Below are 14,175 nucleotides of genomic sequence, written 5' to 3'. Positions count from 1 at the left end.
GGCATCGGTCGACCGGAGATACAACGATGATCACTCCATCGGCACTGCACCCTGAAAGCACCACCAATCTCTATCTGCATGTGCGCGTGCTCATGGGGATGATCGTCGGTCTCGGACTCACTCACTTGCTGCGCCATTTCGCGCGCATCGTGGAGCATCCGAAGCGGCACGCCATTTATTGGGTGCACATGGCCTGGGCGCTGTCGATGTTCCTTTACCTATTGCATTTCTGGTGGTGGGAATTCCGGCTCGCCACTGTCGATCAGTGGACTTTCAACCTCTATCTGTTCGTGGTGATCTACGCGCTGCTGCTGTACCTGTTGTGCGCGCTTATATTTCCCGAGAATCTCGACGAGAACGAAAGTTATCGCAGCTATTTCTACTATCGCCGGAACTGGTTCTTCGGCGTGCTGGCCGCGGTTTACGTCGTGGACTATCTGGACACGTGGATCAAAGGTGCCGACTACCTGCACAGTTTCGGCGCGGTATTCCCACTGCGTAACGCGGGATATGTCGTGGCCAGCCTCGTTGCGATGAAGACGGACAAGGCGTGGTATCACGCCGCATTCGTGGTTGCCGGTCTGTTGTTCCAGCTCTACTGGATCGGGCAGCAGTTCGAGGTCTTGTGAACTGCCGCCCGAGCATCCTGCGCCGGATTACTTCGGCTTGCGAAAACGGTAAACGAACTGATCGGTATGGCCGCGGATGGATTTGTCGAACACCTTGATGGTGTGCGGGTCCTTCGGATTGCGCAGAACGCTGCTCTCGCCGTCGAACACGAAGCCCGCTGCCACGACCTGTTTCTTGACGATGGCCGGATCAATGCGGTGGAGCGTGTCGGTGTCGGTCATGCCGGTGCCGGCGGGCGCGACGTGGTCGACGATCACCCACAAGCCGCCCGGCTTGAGCGCATCGAACACCTGCTTGTTGAGCACCGCCGGATCCTCGCTGCCCATGAACTTGTCCGGATAGTCGTGGTAGTTCTGCGAGGTGAACACCACGTCGACCGGCTCGGGCGTGCTCAGTTGATTGGCCGCCTGATTCAACACGCTGACGTTGGAGTAATGCGGATCGGCGGCGAGCTTGACGGAGCCGGCGGCGTCATCGGTATCTTCCTTTGCATATTCGTTCGGCCACACCGCGTAGACGTGACCCTGCGGTCCGACGATGCCGCTGAAAACACGCGTGAAATATCCGCCGCCGGGAATCAGGTCGACCACTTTCTGACCCGGCTTGATTTCGGCGAATGTCGCCAGCGCTGCCACTTTGCGGCGTGCGTCATCGGCCTTGTCGGTCGCGCGGGCCGGATCGTTGATGGCCTTGGTGACAGCGGCAGATGCTGCGCCGTCATGCATGCCCGACATGGCGGCGAATGCGGCGACTGGAAGCGCGAGGGCGATCAATACGGCAAGAACCTTGGGACGCATGTCGTACTCCATGTTGGGGAAAGGAGCATGAATTGTGCGCCCAATGGCCGGCGTTTGTGCTGTGTCTCTTGGCACGTACATCACGGTCGATTTTCTTCTGCAATGCACCGCGGATTTTCAAGGTCGGTGTCTGGTCGAATCGGCGATGCAGAAACGGCAAGACAGGTCGCGCAACCTGCATTCCCGCGCCGAGAGCAGCCACTGCCCGGGCACGATTCCAGAGCTGCGGGTATAACTTGCCATGCGCGCCGCTGCGGCGCGTCATCGGTCAATGATCCATCAAGGGGAGCACCGCATGAGGCAAACCATAATCCGGTCCTGGCTGCTGATCGGCAGCGTGGCGACCACGTTCGGTGCGGCCGCTGCATCGACAGCCACGCATGACGATCACGGCATGCTGGGATTTTCCGCCGCCAATGCAGCCGCTCAGCGAAGCCTGGAACAGCGGTTCGATGCGCAGCTCGATCCCGCCGACCTGCGCGCATGGCTGAAACAGATGTCGTCCGAACCGAACCAGGTCGGCTCGCCGCACGACAAGGCGAACGCCGAATTCATGCTGGCGAAGTTCCGCGAATGGGGTTGGGACGCGCACATCGAAACCTTCGACGTGCTGTACCCGACACCGAAGAAAGTAGCGCTGGAACTGCTCGGACCGAAACCTTATATGGCCCTGTTGAACGAGCCCGAAGTGGCGGGCGATGCGACCTCGGCGATCCGCGACGGCGCGCTGCCGCCGTACAACATCTACGGCGGCGATGGCGATGTATCGGCGACGCTCGTCTACGCCAACTACGGCATGCCCGACGACTACAAGGAGCTCGCCCGTCGCGGCATCGACGTGCGCGGCAAGATCGTGCTTACCCGTTACGGCGGTGGCTGGCGCGGCTTGAAACCCAAACTCGCGCAGCAGCATGGTGCGATCGGCTGCCTGATCTATTCCGACCCGCATGAAGACGGCTACGCGCAGGGCGATGTGTATCCCAAGGGCGGCTGGCGTCCGGCGCAAGGCGTGCAGCGTGGTTCGGTCGCCGACATGCAGGTATACCCCGGCGATCCGCTCACGCCCGGCATCGGTTCCACGCCGGGTGCGAAGCGTCTCGCGTTGAAAGATGCAACGACGCTGCTGAAAATTCCGGTGCTGCCGATTTCCTATGGCGATGCCACGCCGTTGCTGCAATCACTGACCGGTCCGGTGGCGCCGCAAGGCTGGCGCGGTGCGTTGCCGCTGACGTATCACATCGGCCCGAGCACCGCGAAAGTGCACATGACGGTGGCGTCGGACTGGGGGCAGAAACCGGTCTACGACGTGATCGCCGTGATGAAAGGCTCGACCGCGCCGGATCAGTGGATCGTGCGTGGCAATCATCACGACGGCTGGGTGTTTGGCGCATGGGATCCGCTCGCGGGAAACATCGCGCTGATGGCCGAAGCCAAGGCGATCGGCGGACTCGTCAAGCAAGGCTGGCGGCCGCAGCGCACGCTGGTCTACGCAAGCTGGGACGGCGAGGAGCCGGGTCTGCTCGGTTCCACCGAGTGGGCCGAGACACATGCCGCCGAGCTGCAGCAGAAGGCCGTGCTTTATCTCAACTCCGATACCAACGGTCGCGGCATTCTCGGCGCCGGTGGGAGCCATTCGCTGCAGCATCTGGTGAACGAAGTCGCCGACGGCGTGATCGATCCGGAAACGCATGTGAGCGTGCGCGAACGCCTGCGCGCGCACATGCGCGTCGAAGCTGCCGGCGGCGCAAGCCCCGAAGCGAAGATGGACGCCAAGCTTGCCGCGGAGGGCGGTGATCTGCCGATCGAGGCACTCGGTTCGGGCTCCGACTTCAGCGCATTTTTGGAACATCTCGGCATCGCTTCGCTGGACCTCGGCTTCGGTGGCGAAGACGACAATGCCGGCATCTACCACTCGCGCTACGACTCGTTCGATCACTACATCCGCTTCGGTGATCCGACCTTCGTCTACGGCACGACGCTGGCCAAGGTCGCCGGGCATATCGTGCTGCGCAGTGCCGATGCCGATGTGCTGCCGATGCGCTTCGGCGATTTCAGCCAGCAGCTGGATCGCTACGTCGACGAACTGCACAAGCTGGTCGACGCCACGCGCAAGGCGACCGCCGAGCAGCACGAACTGCTCGACAGCCACGCTTTCGAACTCGATGCCGACCCGCAACATGCGATCGCACCGCCGGCACGCGAATCCGACGTACCGTCGATCGACCTCACCGCACTCGACGCAGCGAGCAGGAAGCTCGACAGGAGCGCGCAGGCATTCGAAGCAGCATATGCAGGTCGCGCGCAGACCAGCTTCAATCTGTCATCGGCGCAGAAGCGTGACGTGAACCGCCGCATGGCCGCGATGGAACAGGCGCTCGGCGACCCCGACGGCCTGCCCGGTCGCGCGTGGTTCAAGCACATGATTTATGCCCCGGGCATGCTCACGGGCTATGACGTGAAAACCGTGCCGGGCGTGCGCGAAGCGATCGAAGGCCGTCGCTGGGACGAACTGGCGCGCTACACCCAGGTCACCGCCGACGTGATCGATCGTTATCGTGCACAACTCGACCAGCTCACGGCCGCGCTGAAAAAATAGACGGCATCGGGAGGCGAGCCACGGATGGATCGACCGCGCCCTCGCCACGAGCGCGGGATCGAAAATCCCTACCCAACTGATGGGCTACGCGTGTCGGACGAGGGTCTGGCACAGTGGCGCGATCGGCTGCGTGCGGCCATTGGGGAATGCTCACCATGCGCGTATCGACACGGTTTTCCATCGGCGTGCTGTTCACGCTCGGCACGCTCGCCGCGCAAGCTGCCAACGATGCGAGCGGTCCCACCCACTACGCGCGCGCGGCCGGCCAGCCGATCGATCAGGCGTACACCGACCAGATCCTGAAGTTCACCACCGATCCGACGTTTAACTCGCCGCTCACCGATTACCTTCCCGCATCGAGCAGCGTGCCGACGCCGGAAAAAGTGCTCGGCCACATATCCGGCGCGCCGAACTACCTGCCTTACTCCGCGGACGTCTATCGCTATTTTCGCGCACTGGCAGCGGCGAGCCCGCGGGTCAAAGTTTTCTCGATCGGCAAAACCGAAGAAGGCCGCGAGATGATCGCGGTCGCCATCGCCGACGAGAATCTGATCGCCGATCTCGACGCCAACAAGGCGCGACTGGCTAAGCTTGGCGATCCGCGCACCATCGGCATGAACGACGCGACAGCCGACCAGCTGGTCGCCCAGTCCACGCCGGTCTACTACATCACCGGCACCATCCACTCCACCGAAACCGGCGCGCCCACCGCGCTGATGGAACTGGCTTATCGCCTCGCGGTGGACGACGCGCCGTACATCAAGCACATCCGTTCGAACGTAATCACGCTGATCACGCCGGTAGTGGAGGTCGATGGCCGCGACCGCATGGTCGATCTCTACAACTGGCATCAAGCGCACCCCGGCCAGAACCATCCGCCGCTGCTGTACTGGGGCCATTACGTGGCGCACGACAACAACCGCGACGCGATGGGCATGACGCTGGCGCTCACGCGCAACGTCGCCGACACGTACGTCGGTTGGCATGCGCAGGTGCTGCACGACCTGCACGAATCGGTGCCGTTTCTCTACGACAACACCGTGGGCGATGGTCCGTACAACGCGTGGATCGATCCGATCCTCACCGGCGAATGGCAGCAACTGGGTTGGAACAACGTGCAGGCGCTGACCCAGATGGGCATGCCCGGCGTGTTCACGCATGGCGATTTCGATACCTGGAGCCCGGGCTATCTGATGTTCATCGCCGCCATGCACAACGGCATCAGCCGCCTGTACGAAACCTTCGGCAACGACGGCGCCGACACGCTCAAGCGCACGCTCGACCCTGCCGACTATCAGCGCACCTGGTACAAGCCGAATCCGCCGCTGCCGGAAGTGACCTGGTCGCAGCGCGACAACAACAATTACGAGCAGACCGGCCTGCTCACCGCGCTGGATTATTTTTCCGGCAACGCGCAGTTGTTCCTGAAGAATTTCTACCTCAAGAGCAAACGCTCGATCGAGAAGCCACAGGAAGCCGGCCCTGCTGCGTATGTGTTTTCCGCCGACGACAAGCGCGTCGGCGCGCAGGCGCAGCTGCTGCATATCATGCAATTGCAGCACGCCGAGGTGAGCCGGCTGTCCTCGCCAGCGAGCGTGTCGATGCCTGCAACCAAGGGCGACGACGGCAAGCCGGGCAAGCCCACCACGCAAACATTCCCTGCCGGAAGTTATGTAGTGCGCATGGATCAGCCGTACTCGCGCATCGCCGATACGCTGCTCGATCGCCAGTACTGGTCGCCGAAAGATCCGCAACAGCATCCCTACGACGACACCGGCTGGTCGATGGGCGACCTGTTCAATGTGCGGGTGACGCGGGTGACCGATAACTCAATTCTGAAAGCGCCGATGAGCGCGGTCACGCAAGCCATCGATGTTCCCGCAGGCTTGGCGAGCATCGACGTGACGGCGACGACATTGCCACGCATCGCGCTGATGCACACCTGGCTGGACACACAGACGGAAGGCTGGTGGCGCATGGCGCTGGACAAGCTGCACGTCCGTTACGACTACATCAGCACGCAGGACATCGCGCGCATCGGCAACCTGCACGCGAAGTACGACGTGATTCTGTTCGGTCCGATCGGCGGCACCAGCGCGCAGCAGATCGTCGACGGTTTGCCCATGTGGGGCAACCCGATGCCGTGGAAGAAAACCGCGCTTACGCCGAACATGGGCAACATCGACAGCACCGATGACATTCGTCCGGGACTCGGCACGATGGGTCTGGCTGGGCTGAAGCAATTCGTGCGCGACGGCGGCCTGCTGATTACCGCCGAAGACACAGCGAAGTTCGCCATCGACGAAGGCCTTGCGCCGGGCGTGTTCGTCACGCCGACGAACCAGCTGAAAGTGGTGGGCAGCGTGCTGCAGGCGAAGTTCGTCGATCGCGAGAGTCCGATCGCCGACGGCTATCGGAGCGATGATCTCGCGATGTACAGCGCCTTAGGTCAGTCGTTCACCGTGTCCAACCAGATCACTGGCGATCGCGGCGTGCCGAACGCCAAGGATTTCCAGCGCCCGACCGGACGCGGCGGCCCGCACGACGTCGACACGCCCGAAGGTCGGCCCGGTACCGAACCGCCGGCGCTGCCGGATGCCAAGCCATGGCAGCCGCTGACGTTGAACGCCGAACAGATGCGCAACAATCCGTGGCTGATTCCGGCGAATCAACGACCGCGGGTGATCCTGCGTTATGCCGATGTCGGCCATCTGCTGGTGGCAGGCCTGCTCGATGGCGGCGACGAAATGGCCGAGCATGCCGCCGTTGTCGACGCGCGTTACGGCAAGGGGCATGTATTGCTGTTTGCCAGCAATCCGATCTGGCGTGGCGAAACCATCGGCAGTTATCCACTGGTGTTCAACGCCATCGCACACTTCGACGAACTGGATCAGCGCGCCTCGAAATAAACGCGCTCAGACGGCGCGCGAGGGCTGATGCGTTGCAAGGCTGACGTTGACGCGATTGCGCCCGTCGCGCTTGGCGCCATACAACGCTTCGTCGGCATGAATCAACAACTGGCGCAATTCGTAGCCCGAGTTGCTGCTGCTTGCGACACCGAAACTGGCGGAAATGCATATGCCGGAAACATCATCGTCGGCTGTGACCGAAGCGATCGCCAGGCGCATCAACTCGACACGGCCGAGTGCCTTTTCCAATGGGCAATCCGGCAGCACGATGCCGAACTCTTCGCCGCCCAGACGGCCAAAGATATCCGACGTGCGCAAATGCGCCTGGCAGGTGGCGACGGTGCGGCGAAGCACGCGATCGCCTACGGAATGGCCGTGCGTATCGTTGATGCTCTTGAAGTGATCCAGGTCGATCAGCACCAGACAGACTTCGCGCGCGGATTTCCGGCATGCCTGCAGTTGCTGTTCGGAGGCGGTGACGAAGTGCTGGCGATTGAAAATTCCGGTGAGTCCATCGCGGCGGGCAAGACCCATGAAGCGCAATTGGGATCGCTTGATGCGATAAGCCCAGAACGCAATGAACGCCACCACCATCAGCAGCAGCACGATGTACAGCCGGCTGGCTTCGCCCTTCTTTCGTCCGAACGCCTGCTGCAACTGCAGGATCTGGTTCTGCTTGCTCAACGTATCGATCTGCAACTTTTTCGAGAGCAGTTCCTGCTGCACGATCTGATAAGCCAGCACGCGCGAACTCAGCGCATCCTGATAGCGCTGGCTCGCCTTCATGTATTGCTCGTGGTACGCCAGCGCAGCGGCTGGATTGCCGTCGCCTTTCTCGATCATGTAGAGAACCTGGTAGGCCATGCTCAGCGACTCGGCGTACTGATCCTGCACGCTCTGCGCGATCACCCGCAATGCCGACTCGCGGGCCTGCTCGATATGGCCCGTGTCCAGATACGCCTTGGACAACAACGCATCGAACTGTGAAATCTGCCATTGATAACCGCTGCGCCGCACTTCGGCGTCGTGATCCGTCAGAAGCTGAATCGCCTGCCCCGACTTTTTTTGCTGTACATCGAGGCTCGCCACGAAAAAGCGGATGCCATTGGCATAGAGCGTGTCGCCTACTTTCAAACAAAGGTCGATGCCGTTCTGAAACTGTTGTCCGATGCCGGCGAACTTGCCATCCCGGTAGAGCGCGCCGAGTTTGACGAAGGTTATCTTGCAGGAAATTTCGTCGGCTGCCGGATGATCCTTCAACAACTTGTCGGCATAACTGGACGCCAGACCATATTGCCCGGCCTCGCCATAAAGATAGGCCGCTGTGGTGAAGGCCTGCGCACGGACATCCGGATCGCTGATTTCCGGCAGCTCGCCAAGCAGCAGATTCAGCTGCTTGAAGGCTTCGTCGAAGCGTGATCGCTCTGCCAGCGTGTTCACCAGAAGCAGGCCGCCGCGGAATCGCAGGATGGTATCTCCCGAGTTCTCGATCAATGCATCGATGAGCGAGGTCGACGCCTGATAATCGCCCTGATACCCGTTCTGCCAAGCCTGCAAATAGTCCAGATAAAACTTCTGTTCGGTCGACAAGTCGGCCGAGTCGGCGTGCAATTCATTCAGCAGCCGAAGGAACCGATCATGGTCGGACGTCTTTGAGTTGTCCGCCTGTACCAGCAGGTCCGCGACCTTCGGTTTTGTTGCCGTATCGCACAGGGCCATGCTTGGACCGAATGATCCAAGCAGGAGACAAACCGTTAGCCACACAATCCGGAACCTCAATGCGTGCATCGGTATTCCCAGCCGGTATCCGAAGTTTTCACGCATCGCTGTCGGTCTTGCATGTGCCAATTTCTCTCGCTTCGCCAGCATGTTTCAAATGCGACCGCGGTCCGCCCGAGCCGTCCCGCATAATCGACGCCGCGATCATGCGGGACAGCTGCCGTTCCGAATGTGAAGCACCATTGGCACTCCCGCACCGGCCGAACTCGTTGCCATGTCACATCAGGCTGTGTGCCGATTTTCAGGCACACAACTCCTGGTGGAACGCCGTGTCGTCGTTCATGCCCGGAAGCATCATGCAGCAGACCGTGGCGGGAAGCATCATGCAGCAGACGTTGCTGGCGCCGAGCGCGGTTTCGAGCTGTTGCGGATTCTTCGAAAGAAGGGCTTCCTGCAGTTCAGGGGCGATCTGCATCGCGGTCATGGTGGCCAGCATGTCGCTGCGCGAAGCGTTCCGCAGGTTGGCGTTCTGGCCGATCATTTCCAGGAAGTTGATGATGTTGGACATGTGAATTCTCCAGTAGGGGGCAGGGTTTGGATGTCGGGTCTGCTTCGTGATGAAACAGATGCCCGCGTTCAAGCCGCCCAAGAGGGCAGACTTGAAGTTCCATCTTAAGTGTGGCCCCGCCACGTAGCACTGGCGCTCATGCGGCGGCGTGCTGCAGTTCTCCTTTCCAGGGAGCTGCGGCGTGCAAAAACGCCCGCATACCGGCGTACGGACGTCTGATTGACCTCTTCAGCCGGCGTCGTTGGCAGCCGCGAGGTCGAGTTCGGCGAGTCGCGCCCGCATCACGGTGTCCGGCTGGAGTGCGCGGACGGGCGGAACCACCACCGTATCGGGCATGCCGATATCGGCTTTGGGCAGGTCGCCAAGGGTGATCCGCTCCATGCGCGGCTGCTGGATGGGCAACGTGGCGCAACGGTAGATGATCACTTCGTGCGTCAGCGGGTACTCGCGCGCGAGCACTTCCACCAGCAACTCACGATAGGCCGGCCCGGTCGAGAACCGGGTCAGCGACTGGTCGCCGACCAGGCCGACCTGCCACAGGATCAGATAAGCGGTCGGATCGATGCGGCGCTGGTAGAACAGCAACTGGCTCGCCTCGAAATGCTGACAACCGAAGTTGCCCGGATCGATGCCGAGATCGGCATACAGACAATCCTCAGCCGAGATGCCGGGCTCCATGTGGGCCTCGAAACCTTCGCTGCGCGCCATTTCGATGGTCTTGTGTGGCGCCCACGCAAACACACCCGGATGCCCATAGAAAGCTCCGCAGACGCGCTTGCCCGCGCGCACTTCGGCCATGATGGTTTCCACCATCTGCCAGTAAGTCTGCATGCGCGACTTACCTTCCTGATAAAGCGGTTGCAGGCTTCGCACGTCCGCATTCATCTGCTGCAGCCACAGCTCGACAATGCCATCGGAAAGGTTTGCAAACACCACATCCGCTTGTTCGATATGGCTGCGCGATAGCGGACTGATATGCGACCCGAGCGTCATGCCGAGCCCCACGTTGACCAGACTTCCGGTTGGCCGTTCTGCATTCATCGGTGCGCGCTCGCGACGTGGCGGAGCACGCATTATTTACTGCGCTTGAGGGTTGCGCCAGTTGTCCACGAGTTCTTGCGCCCACGCGTTCTGCACGACGCATTGAGTAAGCTGCCTCATCACATCATCAGGAGTCCGTCATGGAGTACGTGAAGCTCGGCCGCACCGGCCTGGACGTATCGCGCGTCTGCCTCGGTTGCATGACCTACGGCGAACCGCAGCGTGGCAATCACGCTTGGACGCTGGACGATGCAGCGAGCAGGCCGCTGATCCGCAAGGCGATCGATCTGGGCATCAATTTCTTCGATACCGCCAACGTGTATTCCGACGGCAGCTCCGAGGAAATCGTCGGCCGCGTGCTGAAGGAATTCACCCAGCGCGATGCGATCGTGCTGGCAACCAAGGTGCACGGACGCATGCACGCAGGCCCCAACGGCATGGGGCTGTCGCGCAAATCGATCATGGCGCAGATCGATCACAGCCTGCGCCGGTTGGGCACCGACTATGTCGACCTCTACCAGATCCATCGATGGGATCCGCACACGCCGATCGAGGAAACACTCGAAGCCATGCATGACGTGGTGAAGGCCGGCAAGGCGCGCTACATCGGTGCGTCGTCGATGTACGCCTGGCAATTCAGCAAGGCGCTGTACCTCGCCGAACAACATGGCTGGACGCGTTTCGCCACCATGCAGAACCACTACAACCTGCTCTATCGCGAAGAAGAACGCGAAATGATGCCGCTCTGTCAAAGCCAGGGCATCGGCGTGATTCCGTGGAGCCCGCTGGCGCGCGGCCGCCTCACGCGCGATTGGAACGACACCACCGAACGCATGCAGACCGATGAATTCGGCAAGACGCTGTACACCGTGCCCGACGCTGACAAGCGCATCGTCGAAGCAGTCGCCAAAGTTGCCGCAGCTCGCGGTGTGTCGAAAGCGCAGGTCGCACTGGCCTGGATGGCGCAGAAGCCGTTCATCACCGCGCCGATCGTTGGCGCGTCGAAGGCACAGCATCTCGATGATGCAGTCGCGGCGATGTCACTCGTGCTGACGCCGGAAGAAATCAGCGCGGTCGAAGAACACTACGTGCCGCACGAGATCGCCGGACACAGCTGATCACGACAGCCTTCGGACCAATCCCGCGCAAGATCGTCGATCGCGTTCGCGGTGGCGATCCTGTTGTGCGGTTTCAACAGCCTCATGCGATCCGTTGATGCTGATTGCGCGGCGGCGACGATGCCGAAACTGTTTCCTGCTCGAACGCCCGCCACCACGGCGACCGCAATGTCGAATCAGGCGTGATGGTTTCGCCCGGCCGAGGCTGCACCAGCTGCACGCCCTGCTCCGCGGCCAGCGCGCGAATGCGCTCGGCGGGTTCGTCCCAGCGATGCATTGCCAGATCAAACGTGCCCCAGTGCACCGGCATCATGGTGCGACCCTTCACGAGTCGATGCGCGGCAATCGACTGCTCCGGCTGCATGTGAACGTCGGGCCACAATTCGTTGTACGCACCGCATTCGACCAGCGTGAGATCGAACGGTCCGTAGCGTTCGCCGATCTCTGCAAAGCCGGCGTGCATGCCCGTGTCGCCGCTGAAGAACAACCGTTCGCGCAAGCCCATCACCACCCACGACGCCCAAAGCGTGCTGTCGCGATCGCCCAGTCCGCGCCCGGAAAAATGCTGAGCGGGCGTGGCTGCCAGCGTTAACGGGCCGAAGCTCGCTTCCTGCCACCAGTCCAGTTCGATCACGTGTTCAGCCGAGACGCCCCAAGCGGTCAGCCGTGCGCCCACGCCCAGCGTCGTGTAGAAACGGCCAACCTTGCCAGCCAGCGCGCGAATCGTGTCGCTATCCAGGTGATCGAAGTGATCATGCGAAAGAATCACCGCGTCGATCGGCGGCAAATCATCGACTGACAGCGCCGGGGGCGTGAACCGCTTCGGTCCCGCGAACGGCACCGGCGAAGCGCGATCGCTGAGCACCGGGTCAGTCAGCAGGCGCAGGCCGTCAATTTCGATCAGCGTGGTGGAGTGACCAAGCCACGTCACCCGTAGCGCCTGCGATGTCGGTCCTTTCAGCACATCAGCGCGCACCGGAACCACCGGCAAGGACAAGCGCGGTTTGCGGCGAAGGCTGCGATGAACCCAGAACATCCGCAGCACTTCACCCAGCTTGCCGGTATGCGTGACGGCGACGTTCTGGAAACGACCGTCGCGCCAAGTCAGCGCGCCGGTGTGATCCTGCTTGGACGTGTTGCGGCGCATCGCCACGCGCCAGCCTACGAGTGCGAGGGCGATGATGACTGCGATGAAAACGATGGACGCCATGACGGACTCCGGCAATAAGTAAACGATGCCGTGTACTTTATAGATGGCCATAAAAAAAGTAAACTGTCGCGTGTACTTTCAGGACAGCCGCTCGTGAATCGAAGCCTCACCAAACGTACTGCCATGCTGGACGCGGGTATCGCCGAACTCGTGGAAGCGGGCCTGGCCGGCGCGAGCATGGAATCGATCGCGGCGCGCGCCGAGGTTTCCAAGCGCACGCTGTACAAGCACTTCCCTTCCAAGGACGCGGTGTTTGAAGCCGTTTTCGCATTGCTGATCGAACGGGTCGATCCGCTCGGCAAGCTCCATTACGACGCCAAGCGCGACTTCGCCACGCAATTGCGCGAGATCGCAAAAAAGGAAATGCAGCTGATCTGCGATCCGGGTTTCGTGCGACTGAGCCGCGTCATGATGATCGAATGCATGCGCTCCGAACAACGCAGCCTTCAACTGATGGTGCAGTTCGGCGAAAAGGAAAACGGCCTGTTCCGCTGGTTCAGTGAAGCCGGCAAGGCCGGCAAGCTGGGCAAGCTCGATCCGCGCGTCGCCGCCGAGCTGTTCGTGGCCATGCTCAAGTCGCCGGCGTATTGGTATTCGGTCATCGGCTGGCAACCATCGCCACGCAAGGCGGCGCAGAAACGCATCATTGACGAGGCATGCACAACACTACTCAGCCGTCTGGCATCGCCGACGCGGCGATAGGTTCTGCAACGAGAACCCGCACAGGCCTATTCGTCGTCGACACTCAATCGTGCTTCGCTGGAAGCGCCTGCCCGGCAATCGCGGCGCGTATCTCGCGCAACTTCGCCTTGAGCGTTGCCTCGTTGGCCGGGCCGACGCGCAGCAAAAGTTTCTGTCCTGCCGAAAGCGATTCCAGCGACGGATCGACATACGCGTACGACGACTTCGATGGAATCAACGCGGCTGGCTGGTCGAGGTCGGGAGCGGCGAGCATGTTGTCGATCACCACGATCAGCCGGTCGTTGAAATATCCCCTGGGATAACCGAGCTGTCGATACGCGTCCTGAAACAGCGGATAGCTGCGCACGTACCACGACACCAGCGCTTTCGCGTCGACGTTTTCCACGATGCGCATGTACGGCGCGTAGCGCGCAATGTTCTGCTCGCTCATCAGCGTGCCGGCGGGGCCATTGATCGCGATGAAATTTCCTCGCGGCGTGCGAGCCGGCAGCATGAACGTGCCGAGTCCACGACGCGGCAGCGAGTCGATGGTCGCGACGATGCGCGGAATGACCTGCTGCGATATCAGCAGCGAGTGAACGTCACTCGCACCAGCCAGGTCGGCAAGTGCAGACGCCACGCTCGCATCGCTGTCGTCCAGTGCGGGCAACGCAGTCGTCGATGCGCTGGCCGGCACCGACGCCTGCGAAATCGGATGCTGGATCGGCGGTGGCGCCGGGTTGGCAACGTTCGTTGCTGCGGAAGACGCGGCCGTTGCCGGAGATGCCGATGTACCGAGCTGCGCCCCGCGACGCGCCAAATAGACGCCAGCGGCCACGACGCCCAGCACCACGATCCCAGCCACGATCCAGCCACCGGTGGAATTCTTCTTGCCCATCGCACGTC

General features: G+C 61.6%; 11 protein-coding genes. 5 read left to right on the top strand and 6 right to left on the bottom strand.

From position 1 onward, the window contains the following. Positions 1-26 precede the first annotated feature (26 nt). Positions 27-629 carry a hypothetical protein gene (locus tag GSQ73_RS10785; protein ID WP_158883860.1) on the top strand — a complete coding sequence of 201 codons (603 nt, stop codon included), beginning with the start codon at positions 27-29 and terminating at the stop codon, positions 627-629. A gap of 27 nt (positions 630-656) precedes the next feature. Here the strand turns inward: GSQ73_RS10785 and GSQ73_RS10780 are convergent, their stop codons facing one another. Beyond that, positions 657-1,427 (bottom strand): methyltransferase, encoded by a 771-nt coding sequence (locus tag GSQ73_RS10780; RefSeq protein WP_158883858.1) that lies wholly within the window; start codon positions 1,425-1,427, stop codon positions 657-659. Between the two features lie 295 nt (positions 1,428-1,722). Here GSQ73_RS10780 and GSQ73_RS10775 point away from each other — a divergent pair, with 295 nt between their 5' ends. Both GSQ73_RS10775 and GSQ73_RS10770 read left to right on the top strand, forming a co-directional pair. Beyond that, on the top strand, positions 1,723-4,023 hold the full coding sequence (locus GSQ73_RS10775) for a transferrin receptor-like dimerization domain-containing protein (RefSeq protein ID WP_158883856.1): 2,301 nt from the start codon (positions 1,723-1,725) through the stop codon (positions 4,021-4,023). A gap of 155 nt (positions 4,024-4,178) precedes the next feature. Continuing rightward, a complete protein-coding gene (locus GSQ73_RS10770; RefSeq protein ID WP_158883854.1) occupies positions 4,179-6,932 on the top strand; it encodes a M14 family zinc carboxypeptidase in 2,754 nt (917 codons plus the stop codon). Positions 6,933-6,938: 6 nt separating this feature from the next. On the opposite strand, the gene GSQ73_RS10765 is transcribed toward GSQ73_RS10770, so the two are convergent. The 3 genes from GSQ73_RS10765 to GSQ73_RS10755 form a co-directional block, all read right to left on the bottom strand. Next, complete coding sequence (locus tag GSQ73_RS10765) at positions 6,939-8,651, bottom strand: GGDEF domain-containing protein (RefSeq protein WP_158883852.1); 1,713 nt, start codon at positions 8,649-8,651, stop codon at positions 6,939-6,941. Positions 8,652-8,952: 301 nt separating this feature from the next. Further along, on the bottom strand, positions 8,953-9,219 hold the full coding sequence (locus GSQ73_RS10760; protein ID WP_158883850.1) for a hypothetical protein: 267 nt from the start codon (positions 9,217-9,219) through the stop codon (positions 8,953-8,955). 228 nt (positions 9,220-9,447) lie between these two features. Continuing rightward, a complete protein-coding gene (locus GSQ73_RS10755) occupies positions 9,448-10,260 on the bottom strand; it encodes an SAM-dependent methyltransferase (RefSeq protein ID WP_174236120.1) in 813 nt (270 codons plus the stop codon). A 140-nt stretch (positions 10,261-10,400) separates the two neighbouring features. On the opposite strand from GSQ73_RS10755, the gene GSQ73_RS10750 reads away from it, so the two are divergent. Further along, positions 10,401-11,378, top strand: coding sequence for an aldo/keto reductase (locus GSQ73_RS10750; RefSeq protein ID WP_158883848.1), 978 nt, complete (start codon positions 10,401-10,403; stop codon positions 11,376-11,378). Positions 11,379-11,460: 82 nt separating this feature from the next. Here the strand turns inward: GSQ73_RS10750 and GSQ73_RS10745 are convergent, their stop codons facing one another. Next, positions 11,461-12,588 carry an MBL fold metallo-hydrolase gene (locus GSQ73_RS10745; protein ID WP_254063384.1) on the bottom strand — a complete coding sequence of 376 codons (1,128 nt, stop codon included), beginning with the start codon at positions 12,586-12,588 and terminating at the stop codon, positions 11,461-11,463. A gap of 93 nt (positions 12,589-12,681) precedes the next feature. Between GSQ73_RS10745 and GSQ73_RS10740 the strand changes: the two genes are divergently transcribed. Then, entirely contained in the window at positions 12,682-13,290 is a 609-nt protein-coding gene (locus GSQ73_RS10740) for a TetR/AcrR family transcriptional regulator (RefSeq protein ID WP_158883846.1), read from the top strand. A gap of 43 nt (positions 13,291-13,333) precedes the next feature. Here the strand turns inward: GSQ73_RS10740 and GSQ73_RS10735 are convergent, their stop codons facing one another. Then, positions 13,334-14,167, bottom strand: coding sequence for a DUF3014 domain-containing protein (locus tag GSQ73_RS10735; protein WP_158883844.1), 834 nt, complete (start codon positions 14,165-14,167; stop codon positions 13,334-13,336). Between the last annotated feature and the right edge of the window lie 8 nt (positions 14,168-14,175).

Origin of the sequence: Rhodanobacter sp. L36 (assembly GCF_009765755.1) — a bacterium.
Classification (GTDB): domain Bacteria; phylum Pseudomonadota; class Gammaproteobacteria; order Xanthomonadales; family Rhodanobacteraceae; genus Rhodanobacter.
This window is presented reverse-complemented; position numbering and strand designations above follow the sequence as displayed.